This window comes from Geodermatophilus sabuli, from assembly GCF_010686765.1.
GTDB lineage: Bacteria > Actinomycetota > Actinomycetes > Mycobacteriales > Geodermatophilaceae > Geodermatophilus > Geodermatophilus sabuli_A.
The window spans coordinates 315,105-337,548 of the sequence record NZ_JAAGWF010000008.1 but is presented as its reverse complement, the minus strand read 5'-3'; the positions used below and the strand labels follow the sequence as shown (position 1 = coordinate 337,548).

25 protein-coding genes are annotated in these 22,444 nt (G+C 74.2%); 7 read left to right on the top strand and 18 right to left on the bottom strand.

The genetic code is table 11. The features are described 5' to 3' along the window. Positions 1-56 precede the first annotated feature (56 nt). Together GCU56_RS08505 and GCU56_RS08500 are read left to right on the top strand one after the other, a co-directional pair. Positions 57-692 (top strand): dienelactone hydrolase family protein, encoded by a 636-nt coding sequence (locus GCU56_RS08505; protein ID WP_163481093.1) that lies wholly within the window; start codon positions 57-59, stop codon positions 690-692. 55 nt (positions 693-747) lie between these two features. Beyond that, on the top strand, positions 748-1,161 hold the full coding sequence (locus tag GCU56_RS08500) for a DUF1761 family protein (RefSeq protein WP_163481092.1): 414 nt from the start codon (positions 748-750) through the stop codon (positions 1,159-1,161). Here the strand turns inward: GCU56_RS08500 and GCU56_RS08495 are convergent. Further along, positions 1,143-2,543, bottom strand: a complete 1,401-nt coding sequence (locus GCU56_RS08495) for a TonB-dependent receptor (protein ID WP_163481090.1) — start codon at positions 2,541-2,543, stop codon at positions 1,143-1,145. The genes GCU56_RS08500 and GCU56_RS08495 overlap by 19 nt on opposite strands. A gap of 154 nt (positions 2,544-2,697) precedes the next feature. Here GCU56_RS08495 and GCU56_RS08490 point away from each other — a divergent pair, with 154 nt between their 5' ends. Continuing rightward, positions 2,698-2,958, top strand: coding sequence for a hypothetical protein (locus GCU56_RS08490; protein WP_163481089.1), 261 nt, complete (start codon positions 2,698-2,700; stop codon positions 2,956-2,958). A gap of 33 nt (positions 2,959-2,991) precedes the next feature. Here the strand turns inward: GCU56_RS08490 and ppk2 are convergent, their stop codons facing one another. From ppk2 to GCU56_RS08475, 3 genes are all read right to left on the bottom strand, one after another. Then, the gene (gene ppk2, locus GCU56_RS08485) at positions 2,992-3,828 is read right to left on the bottom strand and encodes a polyphosphate kinase 2 (RefSeq protein WP_163481087.1); all 837 of its coding nucleotides are present in this window, start codon (positions 3,826-3,828) and stop codon (positions 2,992-2,994) included. Between the two features lie 47 nt (positions 3,829-3,875). After that, positions 3,876-4,553: a DUF6308 family protein gene (locus tag GCU56_RS08480; protein ID WP_163481085.1), complete on the bottom strand. Its 678-nt coding sequence runs from the start codon at positions 4,551-4,553 to the stop codon at positions 3,876-3,878. A 73-nt stretch (positions 4,554-4,626) separates the two neighbouring features. Then, the gene (locus GCU56_RS08475; protein ID WP_163481083.1) at positions 4,627-5,442 is read right to left on the bottom strand and encodes an SRPBCC family protein; all 816 of its coding nucleotides are present in this window, start codon (positions 5,440-5,442) and stop codon (positions 4,627-4,629) included. Between the two features lie 134 nt (positions 5,443-5,576). Between GCU56_RS08475 and GCU56_RS08470 the strand changes: the two genes are divergently transcribed. Beyond that, positions 5,577-5,894, top strand: coding sequence for a hypothetical protein (locus GCU56_RS08470; protein WP_163481081.1), 318 nt, complete (start codon positions 5,577-5,579; stop codon positions 5,892-5,894). A 17-nt stretch (positions 5,895-5,911) separates the two neighbouring features. Here GCU56_RS08470 and GCU56_RS08465 read toward each other — a convergent pair whose 3' ends face one another. The 3 genes from GCU56_RS08465 to GCU56_RS08455 form a co-directional block, all read right to left on the bottom strand. Further along, on the bottom strand, positions 5,912-6,616 hold the full coding sequence (locus GCU56_RS08465; RefSeq protein WP_163481079.1) for a hypothetical protein: 705 nt from the start codon (positions 6,614-6,616) through the stop codon (positions 5,912-5,914). Positions 6,617-6,710: 94 nt separating this feature from the next. Further along, positions 6,711-7,598, bottom strand: coding sequence for an alpha/beta fold hydrolase (locus GCU56_RS08460; protein ID WP_163481078.1), 888 nt, complete (start codon positions 7,596-7,598; stop codon positions 6,711-6,713). Further along, entirely contained in the window at positions 7,595-8,338 is a 744-nt protein-coding gene (locus tag GCU56_RS08455) for a hypothetical protein (RefSeq protein ID WP_163481076.1), read from the bottom strand. Before GCU56_RS08455 ends, GCU56_RS08460 begins: the two co-directional genes overlap by 4 nt. Before the next feature lie 240 nt (positions 8,339-8,578). Between GCU56_RS08455 and GCU56_RS08450 the strand changes: the two genes are divergently transcribed. Both GCU56_RS08450 and GCU56_RS08445 read left to right on the top strand, forming a co-directional pair. Continuing rightward, entirely contained in the window at positions 8,579-9,172 is a 594-nt protein-coding gene (locus tag GCU56_RS08450) for a carboxymuconolactone decarboxylase family protein (protein WP_163481074.1), read from the top strand. Then, the gene (locus GCU56_RS08445) at positions 9,169-10,038 is read left to right on the top strand and encodes an RNA polymerase sigma-70 factor (protein WP_163481072.1); all 870 of its coding nucleotides are present in this window, start codon (positions 9,169-9,171) and stop codon (positions 10,036-10,038) included. The genes GCU56_RS08450 and GCU56_RS08445 overlap by 4 nt, the downstream gene beginning before the upstream one ends. A 72-nt stretch (positions 10,039-10,110) precedes the next feature. On the opposite strand, the gene GCU56_RS08440 is transcribed toward GCU56_RS08445, so the two are convergent. The 9 genes from GCU56_RS08440 to GCU56_RS08400 form a co-directional block, all read right to left on the bottom strand. Beyond that, positions 10,111-11,211, bottom strand: coding sequence for an FAD-dependent oxidoreductase (locus GCU56_RS08440; RefSeq protein ID WP_204331661.1), 1,101 nt, complete (start codon positions 11,209-11,211; stop codon positions 10,111-10,113). Beyond that, positions 11,208-12,512 (bottom strand): glutamate synthase-related protein, encoded by a 1,305-nt coding sequence (locus GCU56_RS25110; RefSeq protein ID WP_163481071.1) that lies wholly within the window; start codon positions 12,510-12,512, stop codon positions 11,208-11,210. The genes GCU56_RS08440 and GCU56_RS25110 overlap by 4 nt, the downstream gene beginning before the upstream one ends. Before the next feature lie 9 nt (positions 12,513-12,521). After that, positions 12,522-13,241 (bottom strand): glutamate synthase, encoded by a 720-nt coding sequence (locus GCU56_RS08430; RefSeq protein ID WP_163481069.1) that lies wholly within the window; start codon positions 13,239-13,241, stop codon positions 12,522-12,524. Next, complete coding sequence (locus GCU56_RS08425) at positions 13,229-14,122, bottom strand: glutamine amidotransferase (protein WP_163481067.1); 894 nt, start codon at positions 14,120-14,122, stop codon at positions 13,229-13,231. The genes GCU56_RS08430 and GCU56_RS08425 overlap by 13 nt, the downstream gene beginning before the upstream one ends. A 32-nt stretch (positions 14,123-14,154) precedes the next feature. Next, positions 14,155-15,513 (bottom strand): type III glutamate--ammonia ligase, encoded by a 1,359-nt coding sequence (gene glnT, locus GCU56_RS08420; protein ID WP_345771727.1) that lies wholly within the window; start codon positions 15,511-15,513, stop codon positions 14,155-14,157. Between the two features lie 198 nt (positions 15,514-15,711). Then, complete coding sequence (locus tag GCU56_RS08415) at positions 15,712-16,683, bottom strand: heme-dependent oxidative N-demethylase family protein (protein ID WP_345771726.1); 972 nt, start codon at positions 16,681-16,683, stop codon at positions 15,712-15,714. Next, entirely contained in the window at positions 16,680-17,657 is a 978-nt protein-coding gene (locus GCU56_RS25105) for a PDR/VanB family oxidoreductase (RefSeq protein ID WP_345771725.1), read from the bottom strand. Before GCU56_RS25105 ends, GCU56_RS08415 begins: the two co-directional genes overlap by 4 nt. After that, positions 17,654-18,166, bottom strand: a complete 513-nt coding sequence (locus GCU56_RS25100; RefSeq protein WP_163481065.1) for a dimethylamine monooxygenase subunit DmmA family protein — start codon at positions 18,164-18,166, stop codon at positions 17,654-17,656. Before GCU56_RS25100 ends, GCU56_RS25105 begins: the two co-directional genes overlap by 4 nt. A 6-nt stretch (positions 18,167-18,172) precedes the next feature. Next, positions 18,173-18,529: a cupin domain-containing protein gene (locus GCU56_RS08400; protein ID WP_163481063.1), complete on the bottom strand. Its 357-nt coding sequence runs from the start codon at positions 18,527-18,529 to the stop codon at positions 18,173-18,175. A 132-nt stretch (positions 18,530-18,661) separates the two neighbouring features. On the opposite strand from GCU56_RS08400, the gene GCU56_RS08395 reads away from it, so the two are divergent. Continuing rightward, entirely contained in the window at positions 18,662-19,276 is a 615-nt protein-coding gene (locus GCU56_RS08395; protein WP_163481062.1) for a helix-turn-helix domain-containing protein, read from the top strand. 70 nt (positions 19,277-19,346) lie between these two features. Here GCU56_RS08395 and GCU56_RS08390 read toward each other — a convergent pair whose 3' ends face one another. Both GCU56_RS08390 and GCU56_RS08385 read right to left on the bottom strand, forming a co-directional pair. Then, positions 19,347-20,708 (bottom strand): ammonium transporter, encoded by a 1,362-nt coding sequence (locus GCU56_RS08390; protein WP_345771724.1) that lies wholly within the window; start codon positions 20,706-20,708, stop codon positions 19,347-19,349. 682 nt (positions 20,709-21,390) lie between these two features. After that, on the bottom strand, positions 21,391-22,299 hold the full coding sequence (locus GCU56_RS08385; RefSeq protein WP_163481060.1) for an MmyB family transcriptional regulator: 909 nt from the start codon (positions 22,297-22,299) through the stop codon (positions 21,391-21,393). Positions 22,300-22,444 lie beyond the last annotated feature (145 nt).

Below are 22,444 nucleotides of genomic sequence, written 5' to 3'. Positions count from 1 at the left end.
GCGTCGGCGGTGCCCGTACGGTCGGCGGCCCCGGCGCGTCGAGGAGGCGAGGAGCCGTGAGCCGTCCCCCTGAGGTCACGACCCTCGGGTCTCCCGGTGCGCCCGGCGTCCTGCTGCTGCACCCCTGGTGGGGGGTGACACCGGCGGTGCACTGGTGGGCCGACCAGCTGGTGTCGGCCGGGCGGCGCGTCGTCGTCCCGGACCTCTTCGGCGGCGCGCTGCCCACCACCGAGGCCGACGCCGAGGAGCACGCCCAGGCAGCCCTGGGCGACCCCGCGACGAGGGAGTCGGTCCAGCGGTGCGCCGACGGGCTCGCCGCCGAGGGCCGGCCGTGGGCGGCGATGGGCTTCTCCCTGGGGGCGTTCCTCGCCTGCTCGCTGTCCGGCCGCGGTGCCGCCGACCCGGACCAGCTCGTCCTCTTCTACGGCGGCCGGCCACCGTCGGGGAGCGACGTCCGCACCCGGCGGGTCGACCTGCACGTGGCCCCGGGCGACCCGTGGTTCCCCGACGACGAGCGATCGGCCGTCGAGGGGGGCTTCCGGGACGCCGGTGCGGAGGTCGTCGTCCACCGGTACCCCGGCTGCGGGCACTGGTTCGCCGAGGCCGGCTCGCCCGGTCACGTGCCGGCGGCGACCGACCTGGCGCGCGACCGGGTGCTGGACCTGCTCAGGGATCGGCCGGCCGACCGATGAGCCGGCTGCAGCGCCGTGGTCTGACCTGCATCGCACACCGCCCCCAGGAGGACCCGTGAGCACCCTGCAGCGCAGCTGGCCGATCGGTGCCGCCGCCGGAGCCGCCGTCGCGGCCAGCGGCGCCTGGTATGCGGCCTTCGGCCGCACGCTGGCCCAGCTGGACGACGCCTACGCCGGCGACTCCGCGCCGCCGGCCTGGGTGCTGCCGGTCGAGCTGGCGCGCAGCACCACGGTGGCGGCGGCGGTCGCCGTCCTGGCCGATCGCACCGGCGTCGCGGGGCCACGGGACGCCGTCCGGCTGGGTGTGTTGCTGTGGGGCGCCTTCCCGGCCGTGCTGCTCACCGGGTCGGTGGTGCACGAGAAGGTGCCGTGGCAGCAGGCCGCCATCCATGCCGGTGACTGGCTGGCGAAGCTGGTGCTCGTCTCGGCGATCGTCGGCGGGACGCGGCGTCAGCGAGCCCGCTGGTAACCGAAGAAGCCGCGCTTCCTGATCACCTCGCTGACCTCGGGCGGCACCATCGACGTCCAGGACTCGTCGTCCGTGGGGATCCGTCTGAGCACGTCGCGACTGAGGATCGGGAGGTAGTCGGGCTCGTAGTCGTCCAGGCCGACGAAGCTGCCCCGCCGGGAGAGGTAGTCGTAGAGCGGCTGCAACTCCTCGCCGACGGTGACGGTGTCGACCGTCGTGATCTCGCCGTCGCGGAGCATCGGGTAGACGAACAGCTTCAGGTCGTTCTTGAGCAGCCGTCCGAAGCTCTCCAGGATGCCGCCGGGCAGGTCGGCGTGCGTGGTCTCGTCGAAGAGGTCGATGAGGCTGGGCAGCCCCATGACCATCCCGATCCGGCCGTCGGTGCGCCAGGCCAGGTAGGCGGCGAGCCGGTGGTAGGCCAGGTAGTCGGAGATGAGCACGGTCATGCCGCACGCGGCCAGCAGGTCCGCCCGGGCGAGGAAGTCCCTCCGGTCGACGACGTCGCTCCCGGCGCGCAGGTTGGCCATCGTCAACTCGGTGAGGAGCAGGATCTCGCGTCCGGCGACCGCGGGGTCGGTCTCGAACCGGGCGCGCGCCGCCTCCAGCATGTCGATGTTGACGACCGTGGGCGGGCGGAAGCTGCCCCGCTCGACGAGGATCGCCTTCTTCCGCAGCACCTCGCTGGGCTGCAGGACCTTCCGGTCGGGACCGAACATCGCCGCGCCGCTCAGCCCGGTCTGCACGAGCTTGAGGGCCATCAGCCGGTTGTCCACCGTCCGGAACTCGATCCCGGTCAGCTCGATCAGGTCGATCTCGATCCGGCCGGTGGTGAGCCGGTCGAGCAGGCTCTCGACGAGGACCTCGGGCTGGTGGTGCTGGAAGAAGGCGGCGTGCAGCAGGTTCACCCCCACCACGCCCAGCGCCTCCTGCTGCAACGCCGCCTCGTCGTCGAGCATCCGCACGTGGACGACGACCTGGCTGGGCTCGTCGCGGGGGTGGGACTGGAACTTCACGCCCATCCAGCCGTGGCACTCGTTCCCGCCGCGGTAGCTGCGGGCGACGACGGTGTCGGCGAAGGCGAAGAACGCCGTGTCGTCGCCGCGGTCGTCGCCGAGCCGGTCGACGTTGAGCTGGAACTCGTGGTCGAGCATCGCCTGCAGCCGGCCCTTGGAGACGTAGCGGTCCGACTTGCCGTAGACGGCGTCGCTGACCGCCATGTCGTAGGCCGACATCGTCTTGGCGACGGTGCCGGCCGCTCCGCCGGCCCGGAAGAACCACCGGGCGACCTCCTGGCCGGCGCCGATCTCGGCGATGGTGCCGTACCACCGGGGGTCGAGGTTGACCTGCAGCGCCTTCTGGAGTGTGTCCGCGCCGGCGTCCATGGCTGCTCCCTCTCCGGTGGCTCCGCGGTCGCGGCGAGGCTAGCCCGGGCAGTCGTCTGGCCGCCTCCGGGAGACGACGCCCGTCCCCGCATCCGGATCCGGTGCTCACGACGAAGACCTGACGAGCACCGGGGAGAGCGGGGAGCCAGCGATCGTGAACGCCACGTGCACCCACACCGCGGACGGCAGGGTCCGCGATCCGTCCCGCCGCACCGGCGGCCCGTGCCGGTACCGGGAGCCGGCCGGGCTGGACCTCGACGAGGTGATGCGGCGGATCGGGAGCGGCCGGCCGATGACGGTGCCCGAGCTCCTGCGGGCCGCCGCCGTGCTCGCCCGCCACGTGGCATCCGGCCGGACGGACGTCCTGGTGGCGCGGGTCCGGGTGGCGGTCGCGCTGGAGGAGCTCGGCGCCTGACGTCAGATCGACCGCAGGCGGCCCCGGCCGGGGTCAGGGCACGACGTCGGGGATGATGTTCTGGCTCTCCTTGGGTGGCCGGACGTAGTCGTCGTGGACCGGTGGGCGGGGCGGCAGGGTCGGCGCCTCCGGGGTCAGGTCCTCGTACGGCACCTGGGCCAGCAGGTGGTGGATCACGTTGAGGCGGGCCCGCTTCTTGACCTCGGCCTCGACGACCCACCACGGCGCCTCGGGGATGTCCGTGACGGCGAACATGGCGTCCTTGGCGCGCGAGAAGTCGACCCACCGGTTGCGGGCCTCGAGGTCCATCGGGCTGAGCTTCCAGCGCTTGGTCGGGTCCTTGAGCCGCGCCTGGAAGCGCTTCTCCTGCTCGGTGTCGCTGACCGAGAACCAGTACTTGATGACCGTGATGCCGCTGCGCACGAGCATGCGCTCGAACTCCGGGCAGGAGCGCAGGAACTCCTCGTACTCCTCGTCGGTGCAGAAGCCCATGACCCGCTCGACGCCGGCGCGGTTGTACCAGGACCGGTCGAACAGGACCATCTCGCCGCGTGCCGGCAGGTGCGGGACGTAGCGCTGGAAGTACCACTGCCCCTTCTCGCGCTCCGTGGGGGCGGCGAGGGCGACCACGCGGGCCGCCCGCGGGTTGAGCGTCTCGGTGATCCGCTGGATCGCCCCGCCCTTCCCGGCCGCGTCCCGGCCCTCGAAGACCACGACGACCCGCTGCCCCGTCGCGCGGATGTACTCCTGCTGCTTGACCAGCTCGACCTGGAGCCGGGCCAGCTCCTCCTCGTAGTAGGCGTTGTCCACCTTGGCGGTCGACTGCGGCGCCTCCTCGACGGAGGGCGCGGATGCACGGGCTGCTGCCATGCAGCGGAGGATCGGCCCGCCCGGGCGCGGCGGCAACCCGACTCGGCTCAGCCCGCCGGGGTGTCGCCGTCCCCGTCCGGCCGCCCGCCGGCCGGCGCACCGGCCCACCAGGCGACGACGTCGAGTGCCCGCAGCGGGCTGATGCCCGGTCCGGCGGCGAAGCCGGCGACGACCTCCCAGAACGGCAGTTCCCGCTCCAGGTCGGTCCGGACCGCCTGCGCGAAGACCGTGGAGAAGTCTGCCCACGACCTGCCCGTCATCGGGGGGACGGGGGCGCCCGCCCCCTCCTGGTACACGCTGCGGACCCGTTCGTCGTGGAGCGGGATGAACCGGGGCCGCTTCCGGTGCAGCACCGCCGCCAGCACGGTGCCCCGCACACCACCCATCCCGGGGCCGTCGAGGACGGCGAACAGCCGGGCGAGGAGCCGGAAGTCGGCCGGTCGCGCGTCGAGCAGGGACAACTCCGGTGGGAGGTCGTCGAGCGCGGACTGGAGGACCGGCCGTACCCGTTGCAGGGCCTCGTACGTGGCGACGGCCAGCCGGGGGACGCCGAGCAGCACGGGGGCCAGGAAGTCGCCGTCCACCAGGGGGCCGAGGGCGCCGGCCGCGTCGAAGCCGTCGTAGGAGGGATAGCCCCAGCCGACGCCGTCGGTGAGGTGGCGGCGGGCGAACGCGCGCGCCCCGGCGCGGTCGACGGTCCGTCCACCGATCGTCAGCGTGTCCACGCGCTCACCCTGGCAGACCGCCGGGGCGGGTCGGGGGGAGGAGGCGTTACCCCCTCCCCCACCGACCGTGGGATCAGCGGCTGCCGCCTCCGATCATGGGGTCGTCACCGGAACCGGTGACGCCCTTCTCGACGCCCTCCGTGGACCCGGAGGCGACGTAGCCCTCCGGGCTGGACTCCTCGACCAGGACGTCGTCCCGGACGATCGCGTCGGCGGGCGGCTGCGGGACGACGGCGACCTCCTGCGGCTGCGTCACCTCGCGGGGCTGCTCCGCCTCCTGACCGCCCGACGAGGCGGCCGCGGCCACACCGGCCGCCGCGACACCGGCCACCGCCGCGACACCGGCGACGACGGTCTTCGCCGACAACCCGGCCTTGCCGCTGTCCCCCTCCGAGCCGAAGGCCGCACCCACACCCGGCGTGCCCACGTCGAGGTGCTCGTTGACCGAGCCCCGCCAGGCACCGGTGGCGTAGCCCTCGTCCTCGATGAGCGCCTTGAACCGCTCGAGGTCGGACGTGACCTGCCGCTCGACGATGCCGAGCTTGTCGCCCACCTGCTCCACGATGCCCTCGGGCTCGTACTCGAGCTCCAGGTACACGATCGTCGAGGACGCACCGGCGGGCTGGAACCGGACCGCACCGGCGTTGGTCGCGCCCGACGTCGCCGCCCAGGCGACCTTCTGGTCCGGGACCTGCTCGAGGATGGTCGCCTCCCACTGCCGGCGGACGCCGGCGATCTCGGCGACCCAGTGGAGACGCTGGTCGTCGAGCTGGCGGACCTCCTGGACCCCGCCCATGAAGTGCGGGAAGTCCTCGAACTGCGTCCACTGGTTGTAGGCCTGGTTCACCGGCACGTCGACCTGGATCGACTTCTCCACCTTGGTGGTCATCGCTTCTCTCCCTCGTCACGGGATCCCCGCTGGACACCGTCGAGTCGGCGCTACCCCCGCCGCGCGCCGGTGACGCCTGCCGACGGGTCCCGGCGGTGTTCCACCGGCGCCCGCGGACCGCCGATAGAGGAGGCATGCGCTCCAGCCACGTGGCCACCGCCCTCGCCGCCTTCACCGCCGGTGCGACCGTCACGACGGTCCTGCACCGTCTCGTCGACCGTCGCGCGTCCGCGACCCGTGCCGTCGCAGCCCTGCCGTCGGCCCCGCCCGCCGCCGACAGCGACGGCGTCGTCCTCCCCTTCACCCGCCCGATGGCGACCGCACCGGCCGTCGAGCAGCCGGCGGCGCCGGCTCGCTGCGGCGACAACGGTGGCCGGACGAAGGCCGGTACGCCGTGCGCGGCCCGGGCCACCTCCGGCGGGCGTTGCCACCACCACCCCGTCGCCGCCTGAGGCCCGCTCGCCGGGGCTCAGCTCCGCGCGCGGCACCAGTCCTGCAGGGCCTCCCGGGCGTCCCGCCACTGGTCGGCGTCGCTCTCGTCGAGGATCGCCCGGGTCGCCAGCCCGTCGTGCAGGACGGTGACGGCGGTCAGGGCCGGGGCGGCGGCGGCGGGCAGCCCGGCACCCACCCGGTCCGCCGCCGCCCGCGCCTCCTGCCATGACGCCCGCATGTCCGCCGCGGCGGCCGTGCGGTCGCCCCCACTGGCGCCTTCGGCGAGCGCGACGGCCTCGTAGCGGACGACCGCGTCGGTGAGTGCCCCGACCACGTCGGCGCAGGCCAGCGCCATCGGGGACTCGGTGACGGTGGCGGCCTCGGCGGCCTCCTCCAGGTCCGCCGCGTCGACCCCGTCCGCGTCCGACGCCGCCGGATCGGGTGCCGCGGGGTCGGGGGCGGCCGGGTCGGGGGCGGCCGGGTCCGGAGCCGCCGGGTCCGGAGCCGCCGGATCGGGTGGCGCGGGGGCGGACGAGGACGCGGGGGCGGACGGGGACCGGTCGAAGGGAGCCGGGGCGGGCACGACCGTCAGGCGGCTGGAGCCGGCGACCAGCCGGCCCTCCCCCTCCAGGGCGGCGCAGCCGCACAGGAGCAGAGCCGCGACGACGAGCGCCGGCCCCAGGCGTGCTCCCCGGATGGACATGCCCGACGGTGACACCGCCACCGGCGTGGCGCGCACCATGGGCGCACCACCAGCGCAGATCCCCGTCGCGCCGTGACGCAGCGCCAGGACGGCCCCTCGCCCGTGCTCCGGTCCGGGACGGCGGCGCCCACCGTCACCCCGCGCACCGGTCGAGGAAGCCGTCGACCGCGGCTCGGAACGCGGCGGGCTGCTCGACCCAGGGGTGGTGGCCGCAGTCCTCGACCACGGCCACCCGACCGCGCGGGAAGACATCGGCCACGGCCAGCACGGGGTCGACGCCGGTGACGACGTCCTGCGCGCCGGCGACGACCAGGACCGGAGCCTGCACCGCCCCCAACGACGCGGGGAGGTCGGCCGGTGGATCGCCGGCGAGGAAGGCGCGAGCGGCGGCCAGGTGGAACCGGGTGGAGACGGCGTGCGCCTGCGTCGTCTCGTCCCACCGCGCGTAGCCGAGCGGTGCGGTGGCGTGCCGCCATGAGGTGAAGGCCTCGTCGGTGCCGGCGTCCGGGCCGGCGTCGTCGGCCACGATGGCCGCCGCGAACGACGGCTCGCCCAGCCGGGCGGCCCTCAGCCGGGGCACGTCCGAGGGGACGTCGACCAGGTACTCCGCCGGTGGTGTGATCAGGACGAGCCCAGCCAGCCGGGCCGGGAACCGGGCGGCGTAGGCGATCGCCAGGCGCGTGCCGGCCGAGTGGGCGACCAGGGTGCACCGCTCGAGACCGAGGTGGGCCCGGAGCCGGTCGACGTCCTCTGCCTGACGCCATCGGGAGCCCCGGTGACCGAGGTCGACGGCGCTGGACCGGCCCACTCCGCGCAGGTGGGGCACGACCAGCCGGTGCCGCGCACCGAGCCCGGCGAGGTCCCCGAGGTAGGCCGGATGGGCCGCCGCGCCACCGGCCAGCACGATCAGCGGAGGCGCCGCGGCCGGGCCGAGCACGTCGCCGTGCAGGACCGCTCCGTCAGGGCCGCGGTAGGTCAGCGTCGTGGGCGCGGACCCGGGGCGGCGGCTCGCCGCGCTCATCCGCGGGCGTACCCGACGCCGAGCAGGCCGTCGTCCACGCCGAGGAGCCGCCCGCCGGCCGTGGTCATGAGCTCGGCGGTCCGGGCCGCCCGCTCGTAGGCCGCCGCCGCGTCCAGCAGCGAGGGAGCCCCGTCCGCGGCGTGCCGGAAAGTCAGGGCCTCCAGCGTCCGGACGAGCGCACCGCCCTCGACGGCGTGGATGCGCAGTGCGCTGCCGTCGGCCACCAGATCCGCGTTCGGCCCGACCCGGGCCGGCGCGACGCCCCACCGGCGGTGCCCGACCTCGGCCGCCGTCACCTGCCGGCCCAGCTCGAGGAGGAGGTCAGGGGACACCGCTGGACCGCTCACCTGCTGGAGCCCGGCGCCGCTCCACGCCACCACCGGCGTCCGGACGGCGACGTCGAGGTGCAGCGCCTCCTCGCCGGGGACCGGTGCCTCGTCGACCACGCGCAGCCGCCAGCTCGGCACCGCCCACCGGCCACCCTCCGGCGTCGGCGGCGGACCCACGACCTGCTGCGCTCGCCGGCGCCGAGAGGGACGGGTGGCCAGCAGGTGCCCGTCGGTCATGTGTCCGGCCAGCGCCCAGCCGGCGGCGTGCGCCGCCCGCAGCTCGGCCGCGAGCGACCGCAGGGCGCCGGCGGCTTCGGCCAGCGTGCGGACGCCGTCCAGTTGCCACCGGTGCTCGGTCTCGTGCCGGGAGCCCGGCCAGGGCGACGGCGGCCGTGGGGTCGTGGCGGTCATGCGGTCCTCACGCGAGCTGCGGCGTCTCGGGCGGGGAATCGGCAGCGGACTGCCGGGCCGGCGCCCGAGGTGGACCGACTCGCGGGGTCGGGGCCGGCGGGTTCCCCCGGTCGGGGTCCAGCGCCGGCCGGCCCATGGTGGCACGCGGCGGACCCGACCGCCATCACGCCCGGCGAGGTGTCACGTGCAGGTCGCGGCCGGTGTCTCCATGGGGAGACCACGACCGAGTTCGGAGGAGCCATGACGACCACCACCCGGGTCCCCGCGACCGAGATCACCGGCATCTACGGGACCCTGCTGAAGGCGATGAGCCGCAGGATGCTCGGGCAGGTGCCGGATGCCGCCGGGGTCATGTGGCACTACCCGGCCCTGCTCAAGGACATGATGAGGTTCGGCCGCCGCAGTGAGTCGTGGAACCGGCTCGACCCGGACCTGGCGTCGTTGGCGACGATGGCCGCGGCCGGCGCCGTCGGCTGCAGCTTCTGCCTGGACCTCCACTACTTCATGTCGCACAACCGCGGGCTCGACGAGGCGAAGGCGCGGGAGGTGCCGCGCTGGCGGCAGTCGGAGGTGTTCACACCGCTGGAGCGGAGGGTCATGGAGTACGCCGAGGCGATGTGCCAGACCCCACTGACCGTGACCGACGAGATGTCGGCCGCTCTGCTCGACGAGCTCGGGGCGCCGGCCCTCCTGGAGCTCACCGCCCGGGTCGGGGCGATGAACCTCACCGCCCGGAGCAACGTCGCACTGGGCATCCGGTCGCAGGAGTTCTCGGCGTCCTGCGGCCTGCCACCGCTCGCGAGCGCCGCGCGGAACGGCCTCGCCCCGGCATGACCGACGACCCGTTCACCGCCCACCGCAGCCTGCTGTTCACCGTCGCCTACGAGATGCTCGGCTCGGCCGCCGACGCCGACGACGTGGTGCAGGAGACCTGGCTGCGGTGGGCCGAGGTCGACCAGCCGGCGGTGCGCGACCCGCGGGCCTACCTGGTCCGGATCGTCACCCGCCAGGCGCTCAACCGGCTGCGCACGCTGGCCCGCCGCCGCGAGGACTACGTCGGGGAGTGGCTGCCCGAGCCGCTGCTCACCAGCCCGGACGTCGCCGAGGACGTCGAACTCGCCGAGAGCGTCTCGATCGCGATGCTCACCGTGCTGGAGACGCTGAACCCGACCGAGCGGGCCGTCCTCGTGCTGCACGAGGTGTTCGACGTGCCCTACGACGAGATCGCCGAGGCCGTGGGCAAGTCGGGTGCAGCGGTCCGGCAGATCGCGCACCGGGCACGTGAGCACGTCGCCGCTCGGCGTCCCCGGGTGACGGTGAGCCGCGCCGAGCAGCAGCGCGTCGTGGACCGGTTCCTCGCCGCGGTCACCGCGGGCGACGTGCAGGGGCTGATGGACGTGCTCGCGCCCGACGTCGTGGTGGTCGCGGACAGCGGGGGCCTGGCGCCCGCCGCCCGGCGTCCGGTCACGGGCAGGGCGCGGGTGGCCAACGCGCTCGCCCGCTTCGCGTCGTTCGCGCCCCACGTGGAGATCACCACCCCCCTGGTCAACGGCGCCGTCGCCGCCCGGATCGACGCGGGCGGCGAGTTCGACACGGCGATCACCTTCGTCGTCGAGGACGGCCGGATCACCCGGCTGTACGCGATGCGCAACCCGCACAAGCTGGGCCGGCTGGACCAGGTCGCGGAGCTGCGTCGGTGACCGCCGGAGCGGTCCGGGGCGGCAGGTCGGCGTCGCGCCTCGCCGAGGTCCGGCTGGTCGACGGGAGCCCCGTCACACGAGTGAGCCCACCCGGCTCAGCGCGAACCTCGGTTCTGGCTCCGCCTCGCCGAGGGCGAGGGCGGCGGCCATGCGACCGATCAGGGCGGCGAACTTGGCGCCGTGCCCGGAGCACGGTGACGCGACGACGACGGGGCCGACTCGGTCGAGCACGAAGTCCTCGTCCGGGGTGACGGTGTACAGGCAACTGCCCTGCGCGATGGGCTCCGGTTCGAGGCCGGGCAGCCACGCCCGCACGAAAGCGGTGACCCGCTCACGCGAGGCCGGGTCGACCACGCCGTCCCGGGTGGACGCCGTCGTCGGCCGGCCACCGTCGTGCTGGGCGACCTTCACCGCCGGGCGCGGGCCGCCGTCGGCGCCGGAGGGCAGGCCGAACAGCTGCAGGTCGCCCTTGTGCACGAACGTCGGCCAGACGGCGGCGGGGTCGAGCTGCCGGAAGTGGAAGACCTGCTGCTGGGTCACGGTGAGGGGTGGGAGCGGGAGGCCGAGCGGCAGCTCCGGGAGCCACGGCCCGGCCGCGACGACGACGCTGCCCGCCGCCAGCTCGGGCCCGTCGGTGACCACCCGCGCGCCGCCTCCGTCGGGTTCCACGGCGAGCACGCGGGTGCGCTCGAGCACGGTCCCGCGGAGCTCGCGCACGCGCCGCACCCAGGCGGCGACCGCGGCGTCGGCGTCGAGCACGGCTCCCTCGGGGTGGAAGAGGACCGAGCCGTCGAAGCGCATCCCCGGCCAGCGGGCCTCCGCCTCTCCCGCCGTCAGCAGCTCGTGCGGCACGCCCTCGGCGGCCATCAGCCGGGCCAGCCCCACGGGGTCGCGGCGGGCGCCGGTGTCGAGGCCGCCGGTGGTGCGCAGCAGTGCCGTGCCGGTGTCGTCCTCGGCCTCGGCCCAGGCGTCGTACGCGCGGCCGGTCAGGCGCACCCAGAACGGGTCGGCGTAGGCGCGGCGCACGATGCGGGACGTGCCGTGCGAGCTGCCGTGCACGTGCCCCGCGTCGAACGCCTCGACCAGGGCCACGGACACCCCGCGCCGGGCGAGCTGCCACGCCGTCGCCGCGCCCATGAGGCCGGCGCCGACGACGGCGACGTCGACCTTCACAGCCCGCCCTGCCCGGGGATCCACGACGTGCCCGCCAGCGGCACCCGGGCCATCGCGGCGGCCTCGATGGTGAGCGCCACCAGGTCCTCGGGCTCCAGCGAGTGCAGGTGCGCCTTGCCGCAGGCCCGGGCGATCACCTGTGCCTCCATGGTCATGACGCGGATGAGGTTGGCCAGCCGCCGGCCGCCGGCGACCGGGTCGAGTCGGGCCGCGAGCTCGTCGTCCTGCGTCGTGATGCCTGCCGGGTCGCGGCCGGCCTGCCAGTCGTCGTAGAAGCCGGCCGCCGAGCCCAGCGCCCGGTACTCCTCGTCGAGGTGCGGGGAGTTGTCGCCCAGGGCGACCAGCGCCGCCGTCCCGATGGCGACGGCGTCGGCACCCAGCGCCATGCACTTGGCGACGTCGGCGCCGTTGCGGATGCCGCCCGAGACGACCAGCTGCACCTGCCGGTGCAGCCCCTCCTCCTGCAGCGCCTGCACCGCCTGCGGCAGCGCCGCGAGCGTCGGGATGCCGACGTGCTCGATGAAGACGTCCTGCGTGGCCGCGGTGCCGCCCTGCATGCCGTCGAGCACGATGACGTCGGCGCCGGCCTTGGCCGCCAGTTTCACGTCGTAGTAGGTGCGGCTGGCACCGATCTTGACGTAGATCGGCTTCTCCCAGTCGGTGATCTCGCGGAGTTCACCGATCTTGATCTCCAGGTCGTCGGGACCTGTCCAGTCGGGGTGCCGGCAGGCGCTGCGCTGGTCGACGCCCATGGGCAGGGTGCGCATCCCGGCCACCCGCTCGGTGATCTTCTGGCCGAGGAGCATGCCGCCGCCACCGGGCTTGGCGCCCTGCCCGAGGACGACCTCGATGGCGTCCGCTGCCCGCAGGTGGTCGGGGTTCATGCCGTAACGGGAGGGCAGGTACTGGTAGACGAGGTGCTTGGACTGTCCGCGCTCCTCGGGCGTCATGCCGCCGTCGCCGGTGGTGGTGCTCGTACCCACCTCGCTGGCCCCGCGGCCCAGTGCCTCCTTCGCGCGGCCCGACAGGGCGCCGAAGCTCATGCCGGCGATGGTCACGGGGGTCGACAGGTGCAGCGGGTAGGTGGCGTGGCGGTCACCGAGGACGACGTCGGTGTCGCAGCGCTCGCGGTAGCCCTCGAGCGGGTACCGGGACATGCTCGCGCCCAGGAAGAGCAGGTCGTCGAAGTGCGGGACGCGGCGCTTGGCGCCGCCGCCGCGGATGTCGTAGATGCCGGTCTCGGCGGCGCGCTGGATCTCGGCGATGGTGGCGCGGTCGAAGGTCGCGGATTCCCTGAGCACTGCTCCCCCTCAGTACGCCGAGGCGTTGTCGACGTGGAAGTTGTAGAGACGGCGGGCCGAGCCGTAGCGCCGGAAGGACGTCGCGTCGGCGTCGATGCCGGCCGCGTGCAGCAGGCCGGCGAGCTCGGCCAGGTGCTCGGGCCGCACCTCCTTCTCGACGCAGTCAGCGCCGAGGCTCTTCACCGCTCCGGCGACGTAGATCCGGGCCTCGTAGACGGAGTCGCCGAGGGCGTCGCCGGCGTCGCCGCAGACGACCAGCCGGCCGGCCTGGCCCATGAACGCGCTCATGTGGCCGACGTCGCCGCCGACGACGATGTCCACGCCCTTCATCGAGATGCCGCAGCGGGCCGAGGCCGACCCCTCGACCACGAGCAGGCCGCCGTGCGCCGTCGCCCCGGCCGACTGGGAGGCGTTGCCGCGGACCCGCACCGTGCCGCTCATCATGTTCTCGGCCACGCCGACTCCGGCGTTGCCCTCGACGGTCACCGTCGCCAGCTGGTTCATGCCGGCGCAGTAGTAGCCGACGTGCCCCTCGATGCGGACGTCGACCTCTGCGTCGAGCCCGACGGCGATGCTGTGCCGCCCGGCGGGCGAGGTGACCCGCCACGCGGACGCCTTGTCCGCGACGTCCGGGGCGTGCAGGGCCGCGTTGAGCTCGCGCACGCCGGTGAAGGAGAGGTCGACGACGGCCGGCTCCACCGCGACGTCGGACGTGCTCAGCGCTGCCATGCGTAGACCTCTTCCGGCTCGGGCTCGAAGATGCGTGCGGCCTCGACGCCGGGCAGGCCGGCCAGGGCGCGGTACTCCGACGCCATCGCGACCCACAGCGGCGTCTCGGCGACGACGGCGGGCTTGCACGCGATGGCGTCGCGGACGACGGCGAAGCTGTCGCGGGTGCTGACCAGCAGCGTGTAGAAGCCGTCGAAGCGCTCGCACAGCAGCTTCAGCGACTTCTCCAGGTCGTACCCGGCGGCCAGCTGTGCGGCGACGAAACGGGCACCGACCTCGGAGTCGTTGTCGCTGTCGAAGGCCGCACCCGCGGCCCGCAGTTCGCGGCGGATGGTGGCGTGGTTGGCGAAGGAGCCGTTGTGCACCAGGCACTGGTCGGTCCCGACGGAGAAGGGGTGGCAGTGCGCGGGGGTGACCGCCGACTCGGTGGCCATCCGCGTGTGCGCCACGCCCTGCCAGCCCTGCGCGGCCGGCAGGCCGAACTCGGCGGCCAGGGACTGCGGGTGCCCGACGCCCTTGAGGACGGCGACCTCCTCCCCCGCTCCGGTGACCACGGCACCGGGGACGGCGTCGCGGACGGCCGAGACGAGGGCGTCGGGGGGCGCGGCGGCGTGGACGACCAGCGTCTGGCCGGCGTCCACGACCCCCGCCTCGGGCAGGAGGACGCGGACGGCGGCGGCGACGTCGTCGGCCGTGCGGGCGCCGGTGAGCAGCGAGACCGACGCCTCACCGGGCGGCGACCACCGGGGGTCGCCGTAGACGGCGACGCCGGCGGAGTCCGGACCGCGCTCGGTGACCTGGCACAGCATGCCGGTCAGCAGCTCGCCGAGCCGGGGGTACAGGGAGGGCTCCCGAAGGTGGAGCCCGACGATCCCGCACATCGCAGGACGGTTCCTCTCGTCGGTCGGTCGGGTCAGAAGGCGGTCACGTAGCGGTCGACCTCCCAGGGGGTCACCTGCCCGTGCCACTCGAAGAACTCCTCGCGCTTGAGGCCGGCGAAGTACTCGCAGACCCCGGGTCCGGCCGCGTCCAGGGCCGCGGCGACGACCGGGTCGGCCTGCAGCGCCTCGACGGCGTGCAGCAGCGTCGGCGGCAGCGGACTGCTGGTGGTGGCGCCGGGGTCACCGGGGTCCAGGCCGCGGCGCACCCCGTCCAAACCGGCGGCGAGTGCCGCCGCGGCGGCGAGGTAGGGGTTGGCCGAGCCGTCGCCGCCGCGCAGCTCGACGCGGTTGCCGTCGGGCACGCGGAGCAGGTGGGTGCGGTCGTTGCCGCCGTAGGACGCCGCGCGCGGGGACCACGTCGCGCCGGACCGCGTGGAGCTCGCGCCGGTCCGCTTGTAGGCGTTCACCGTCGGCGCGAGCACCGCCTGCAGGCCGCAGGCGTGCTCGATCAGGCCGGCGACGAAGGAGTAGGCCAGGGATGAGAGGCCGAGGCCACGGGGGTCGGCCGCGTCGGGGAAGGCCGGCTCGCCGCCGCGCCACAGCGAGAGGTGCATGTGCAGCCCGCTGCCGGTCCGGTCGGTGAACGGCTTGCCCATGAACGTCGCGGTCATGCCGCGCTGCTCGGCCAGCACCGACAGCAGGTACCGGAGGGTGACCACCCGGTCGGCGGTGGTCAGGGCGTCGGCGTAGGCGAAGTTCTGCTCGAACTGGCCGTTGCCGTCCTCGTGGTCGTTGGCGTAGTTGCCCCAGCCCAGCGAGTTGATCGCCTTCGACACCTCGGTCAGGTGGTCGTACATGCGGGTCAGCCCGCGGGCGTCGTAGCAGGGCCGGGCCGCGGTGTCCTTCGGGTCCGCCGGCCGCAGCGCACCGTCCGGGCCGCGCTCGACGAGGAAGTACTCGACCTCGGCGCCGACCTTGAGCTCGAGGCCCAGCTCCGCCGCGCGGGCCAGCTGGGCCTTGAGCAGGACCCGGGGCGCGTAGGGCCAGGGCCGGCCCTCGACGTGCGGATCGCAGTGCACGATCGCCAGGCCCGGCCGGATGAAGGGCACCGGCATGTAGGACGACGGATCGGGGATCGCCATGAGGTCGGGGTCGCTGGGCTCCTGCCCCATCGCGCCGACCGCGTAGCCGGCGAAGCCGACACCCTCGCTCTCGAGCTCCTCGACCGCCTCGACCGGGACCAGCTTGGCGCACGGCTTGCCGGTCAGGTCGACGAACAGCGCCATGACGAACTCGATGCCGTCAGCGCGGGCTCGGCGGGCCAGCTCACCTCCGGAGGGCAGCTCGACCGGCGCAGGCGGGGCCTCGGGGCGGGTGGCGGTGAGCGACACGGGTCCTCCCAGGACTGCGCGGTGTTCACTGGCGTGAATCTCTGTCACCTCGGAGTGAACAGGCTGCGTGTTACCGCGGGATGACCGCCCGGGGAGATCCCTGTTTCCTCCTGTCGCACGGGCCGGGCACCCGCGTGACACGACGGCGGCCCGCCGTCCCGGGGCGGGACGACGGGCCGAAGGTCGGGCCGTCGGGGGTCAGCCGCCGGCCAGCCAGCTGGCCGCGGCGTGCCGGTAGCGCTCGATGCCCTTGTAGGCGGCCATGTCGTCGGGTAGCTCGGAGAGCACGGCGGCCGTCCTCCGCCGCCACTCGGGGACGGTCGCGAGCTCCCGCAGGGACAGCAGGTGGGTGCGGATGAGGAAGCAGACGGCGTTCGAGACGCCGAGGCGCAGCAGGTGCTGCACCTCCACCCGCAGGTGCAGCCGGTCAGGCAGCGCGGGATCGTCGACCACCAGCCTCCGGTCCCGTCCCCAGTCCGGATAGGTCTCCGTGGAGGTGTCCAGGCGCCGGTCCACGGTCATCGTCCAGTTGGTCCGGCGGTAGGCGTCGCCGGGCTGCAGGCGCATGAGGAACTGCTCGGCGCGGGCGACCACCCCGCTCTCGTGGACCCGGGGCACCGGCCCGTGGACCTCCTGGAAGCGCATGCCGACGTCGAACCCGAGCGACCAGTCGGCGGCGAAGGTGACCAGCCCGGCGTCGGCCCACAGCGATCCCTCGCGCTGGTCGAGCAGGACGACGTCCTCCTGCACCTGGCTGCCGAGGAAGGCCAGCGGACCGCCGGGGACCGAGTCGTCGTCACCGAGGACGAAGGACGACGAGGTCCCGAGCAGGTCGTTGCGCCACTGCCACCGGTCGCCGCGCCGGTGCAGCGCCACCACGTCCGGACGGATGGCCGCGAGCTCCGGGAGGAGCGTGGTCAGCGCGTCCCAGGCGGCGACGCGCATGTGCGGCAGCTGCGCGCACCGGGTGGGGTCGGCGGCCAGCACCGCACGGCGGAGCGCGATATCGAGGGCGTAGTCGTCGTCGACGTCGACGACGTGCTCGCCCCAGGTCCCCCCGGCGGTTCGCACGGGGCGGCGGGCCGGCTCGACGTTGGTCGCGTAACGGTAGGTCTCGGCCGGGAAGGGGAACGGGAAGCGGGCCACCCGCGGCGGCAGCGTCGTGGTCACAGGTCCAGCCCCAGGTGGTCGTCGAGGCTGCGCGAGACGCAGCACATGACCGCGTCGCCGGCGGAGCGCTCGGCCTCGGAGAGGTAGAGATCGCGGTGCAGCGGGCGACCGGAGACCACCGCGACTCGGCACTCCCCGCAGACGCCCTGGCGGCACGTGCTGGGGACGGCGACCCCGGCGCCCTCCAGCGCCGCGAGCAGGCTGACGCCCGGAGGGACGGGCACCCGGACGCCGGAGCGGGACAGGTGCGCGGTGAACGGCTCCCCGGGATCGAGATCGGCGGAGAACCGCTCGGCGTGCACGCGTTCGGCCGGCCACCCCAGCTCCTCCGCAGTCCGCTCGACGAAGTCGATGAGCGGCGCCGGACCGCAGACGTAGACGTGCGTGCCGATCGGCCGGTCGGCGAGCACCGCGGCGACGGCGTCGAGCATGCCCGGCGTCGACTCGTGCACGGTGAGGCGCTCCCCGCAGACGGCCGCCACCTCCTCGCGGTGCGCACCTGCACCCGGCCGGTGGCCGTAGACCAGCTCGAAGGAGCGACCCCAGCGGACCGCGGCCCGGGCGTGCGACAGCATCGGGGTGATCCCGATGCCCCCCGCGACGAGCACGTGGTGCCGCGCCGTCGCGACCGGGGCGAAGGCGCTGCGCGGCCAGGAGACGGCCAGCCGGTCGCCGACGGCCAGGCCGTGCACGAACGCGGAGCCGCCCCGGCCGTCGGGGCGGAGCAGCACCGAGATCCGGTACGCCTCCCCTGGCGCACCCTCCCCGGTCAGCGAGTAGGCGTTGCGCCGGTCCCCGCAGGTGAGCACCACGTGGCTGCCGGGTGCGTAGCCGGGCAACGGGGCGCCGTCGGGGTGCCGGAGGGTGAGGGCCCGGACGCCGTCGGCGGCGTGCGCGACGGCCGCGACCTCGAGCAGCAGCTCCGGGACCTCGCCCGGCGTGGTCGCGGGCCGTGCGGGCAGGACGGCGGTCACGCGATCTCCTCCGCGTCGGCCATGAACCCCAGGTAGGCCCCGGTGCGCCGGGAGACGTGCGCGTACACGTGCAGTCGCCGCGCGCACCCCCGGCAGGGCACCTCGGCACCGACCGGCACCTCCGCCTCGGTGATGACGCGGCAGTGCGGGCAGGAGACGCGCTTGTGGTCCGCGCCGGTCACCGCCGTCCGGATCTCCGCGTCGAGGAGGCCGAGGCCGGTGGCGACCGCGCGGGCGGCGAGCACGTCGACCTCGGGCCCGGCGAGCATCAGCCGCCAGCCGACCCGGGCGGTCCGCACCTGCGCGGCCAGCGCGGTCAGCGTCGCGTCGTCGGCCCGCTCCGCGACGACACACCAGGTGAGCCGCCCGGCCGGCGTGGCGGCGGCCCAGTCGTGGACGATCGCCCGGCCCGGGTCCCCGAAGCCGAGCACCGAGACGGTCCGGCCGACGGGGTCCACGCCCGGCGCGGCGGCCGGCCAGCGCGGGACGCTCGTGTGTTCTGCTCCCACGGCCGGTCAGGGGGCGAAGGAACGGTGGCCGGTGTAGAAGCCCAGCGCCCGATCCGGCGTCTCGAAGCGGATCCGCGAGCCGGCGGGGAAGTACAGGACGTCCTTCGGCCGCGCGACGACCTGCTGACCCGAGTCGAGGTCGGTGAGGTGGAACTCGCCCTCGACGACGACCTTCATCTCGTCGTAGGTGTACTCGTAGTCGAGCGGCGCGCCGGCGAAGAGCTCGAAGAAGCCACTGGAGATCGCCGCCCCGCCGGGGTTGGCGAAGACGTCACCGATGTGCGCGCGCACCCCCTCCACCTCCATGCTGGGCAGCTTCAGCGAGCCCCCGGTGACGTGGCCGATCGTGCCGGTGACGGGCATGGGTCCTCCTGGGAAGTCGTCCACTGGGGTGAAACGGAGGCTACGAGCGGTGGACCCTCCTTCGGGTTACCCGTCCGTTACGTTCTCGTCGCCGGGCGGTTCGGCCGAGCGCAGCCGACCTACGCTCGCCGGGTGGAGGTCTCCCCCGGTCCCGGTGCACAGGACGACGCACCGAGCGGCCATCTCGAGGACGTCATCGCGCTGCGGGTCCGGGAGTTCCGGCTCGCCCAGGGCATCTCGCTGGCGGAGCTGGCCCGGCTGACCGGCATGAGCAAGGCCATGCTGTCGAAGATCGAGAACGCGCAGACCTCGTGCAGCCTGTCGAGCCTCGCCCGTCTCGCAGAGGCGCTCGCGGTGCCGGTCACCGCGCTGTTCCGGGGCATCGACGCCGAGCGAGAGGCCGTCTTCACGCCTGCCGGGCAAGGGTCGCAGATCGTCCGCCGCGGCAGCAACGTCGGGCACCTCTACCAACTGCTGGGGTCCCTGCGGGGCGAGCACAAGCGGCTCGAGCCGCTCCTGGTCACCCTCACCGAGGCCAGTGAGGTGTTCCCGCTCTTCCAGCACCCGGGGACGGAGTTCCTGCACATGCTGGAGGGGGTCCTGGTCTACGGGCACGGTGAAGCGCGCTACGAGATGCGCGCCGGCGACTCCCTCGTCTTCGACGGCGAGGGACCGCACGGCCCGGTCGAGCTCGTCGAGCTCCCGGTCCGCTTCCTCAGCGTGACGGCCTACGGCCACCTGGCCTGAGGCCCCTCGCCCCGGACGTGTCGGAGGCCGGCCCCGCGGTGCGGGACCGGCCTCCGCCGTCCGTGGGCCGTCAGCCCGGCGTGCCGCTCCCGGTGCGAGGGGCCGCCACGGAGCCGGCGACCAGCCGTTCGGCCGAGGCGATGACCGCCTCGGGGGTCGGGCCGCTGCCCGGGGTGTGCACGCCGCCCTCGAGGTCGTAGGCGACCTCGGCGTGCTCGGTCAGGTCGTGACCGGCGAGCTCGCCCTCCTTCGACGCCCGCAGGCCCACCGTGTGCTTGACGACGAGGGCGATCAGCAGGCTGACGAGGAACGAGTAACCGACCACCGCCACGACGGCGACGGCCTGCGTGCCGAGGAGCCCGAACCCGCCGCCGTAGAACAGGCCCGCCTTGCCGCTGGGCGCCTCGGCCGAGCCGAACAGGCCGACCAGCAGGGTGCCGACGACGCCCCCGACGAGGTGGACGCCGACGACGTCGAGAGCGTCGTCGTAGCCGAAGCGGTACTTCAGCGTGATGGCCAGCGGGCAGACCGCACCGGCGATGGCGCCCACGGCCAGGGCCCCCAGGGGAGTGACCGCGCCGCAGGCCGGGGTGATGGCGACGAGCCCCGCGATGGCGCCGGACATGCCGCCGAGGGTGGTGGCGTGCCCGTCGCGCAGCCGCTCGACCAGGAGCCAGGCGAGGATCGCCGCGCAGGTGGCGTTGAACGTCGTGAGCATGACGACCGAGGCGCTGTTGCCCGCGGCCAGGGCGGACCCGCCGTTGAAGCCGAACCACCCGAACCAGAGGATGCCGGCGCCGAGGGCGACGAGGGGCAGGTTGTTCGGCCGGGCCTGCCGGGGCCAGCCGGTGCGCTTGCCCACCACCAGCACGAGGGCGAGGGCGGCGACGCCCGCGTTGATGTGGACGGCGGTGCCGCCGGCGAAGTCGACCGCGCCGAGGGTGTTGGCGATCCAGCCGCCCTGGACGCTGCCGTCGGCCGAATCGAAGGCGAACACCCAGTGGGCGACCGGGAAGTAGACCAGCGCCGCCCAGAGCCCGGTGAACAGCAGCCAGGGGCCGAAGCGGACGCGGTCGGACACCGCGCCGGCGATGAGCGCGGTCGTGATGACGGCGAACAAGGCCTGGAACACCGCGACCAGCGCCGGCGGCAGGGCGGCCGCCTCGTCCCCGGCCACGACGTCGCCGAGGCCGAGGTACTCGGTGACGTCCCCCAGCAGACCCAGGCCGCCGTAGCTGTTCCCGAAGACCGCGGAGAAGCCGAAGAGGGTCCACAGGACGCCGACGACCGCTACGGCTCCGAAGACCATCATGATCATGTTGAGGACCGAGCGGGACCCGACCATGCCGCCGTAGAAGAGCGCGAGGCCCGGGACCATGAGTGCGACCGCCATGGTGGCGGCGAGGATGAATGCAGTGCTGCCGACGTCCACGGCACACCTTTCGTCTACTGACAGTGGTCGCTGTTCGGCAGCAGTAGACGGCGTGCGTGTTGCTCCCGCGGTCCCCGCAGGTGACTTCCGTGTGACATGAACAGCGCCTGACCGCCACGCGCCTCTCTGGACCCCGAGCGCGGCGAGGAGGTACCGACCTGGACGTGGCGGGCTGTTGCAGAAGCGCAGGACGAAGTGGCACACACCTCCCGCACCTCGGGTCTGCAGTTCGTGGTGACGTGCACCTGGAGGCTCGTCAGCACCCTCAGCGGGAGCGACCTGCGGATCCCTCGTCAGGCATGACCGCCGAGCGCTTCTCGTCCTGGAGTCCGGCTCGTCCACAGGGCTGCCTGGGAGGCGCGGTCCGGTCGCGGCGCAGGCCTGGGGGCGCGGCGTCCTGGGGCTGCTGACCTGCAGGAGCAGGCTGCATCTCACGTTGAAGCGGAACGTCAATGGCGTGCTCGGCCGTCGTTGGCTGCAGGGGGAAGTGCCCGTTGGCCAGGGCGTTCATCATCGGACGGCATTGGCCGTCAGTCGGCTGGAACGGAAGTCCGTTGCCGGTGTGTTGACTGGCGTCCATGCGGTCGGGCGTGCCGTCCGGCCCTGCTTGCCGAGGGACCTCGCGGTGCCCTCGGTACGACGGACCCTGTCCACCGAGCGATGAGGTCCGTCGCGGCAACGGTCAGGTCGTGTGGTCGTCCTTCGTCCTCTCGCAGGCAGCCGGCCGCTGTCCGTCCGACGTGGCCCAGCTGGCGAGGAAGGTCAGCGCCTGCTGCGAGGGCGACCCGGGCTCAGCGGTGAAGGTGATGAGCGTCTGCCCCGGATCGGCAGTGAGCGCCAACCCCTCGTAGGTCAGGCAGAGGTCACCGACGACCCGGTGGTGGAAGCGCTTCGTGCCGGTGGTGTGCCAGCGGACGTCGTGCGTGGCCCAGAGGGTGCTGAACTGTGTGCTGCGGGTGGTCAGCTCGCCGATGAGCTGGTTGAGCTCTCGGTCGTCGGGGGTGCGGCCGGCTTCGGCGCGCAGCTGGGACACGATGTCGGCGGCGACCCGGTTCCAGTCGGGGTAGAAGTCGGTGGCGCGCGGGTCGAGGAACGCGTAGCGGGCGTGGTTCGGCGCCCGGCCGGCGCTGCCGGGTCCGGCGTCGTCGAACAGGTCGGCGTACAGCGCGCGGGCAAGTGGGTTGGCGGCGGGGACGTCGAGCCGGCCGTTCTGCACGAACGCCGGGACGTCGCTCATCGCGCCGAGCAGTTGCTGCACGCTCGGGCGGACGGCTGGTCGGGCCGGACGGCGGCGAGCGCGGGCGGCCGTCGTCGCCCCACGGGTGAGGCCGTAGAGGTGCGCGCGCTCAGCGTCATCGAGCTGCAGAACCCGGACCAGCGCCTCCAGCACGCTGTCGGAGACGCCGTTGGCGTTGCCGCGCTCCAGGCGCGTGTAGTACTCGACGCTCACGCCGGCGAGCAGCGCCAGCTCTTCGCGGCGGAGTCCGGGCACCCGCCGCCGCCCACCGTAGGTGGGTGATCCGGCCTGCTGCGGCGTGATCCTCGCCCGGCGCGTGGTCAGGAACTCGCGCAGGTCCTTGCGGGTGTCCACGACAACGAGGCTAGGTCCGTCGAGACCCGCGTAGGGGTCCCTGCCAGTACCCCCTCACAGCAGGCTCTCCCACCGCGTCGCCGACCGGCGTTTCCTCGGTCACAGCGAGTTCGACCGACTGCCCACAGCCGCGGGCGGCGCCTCG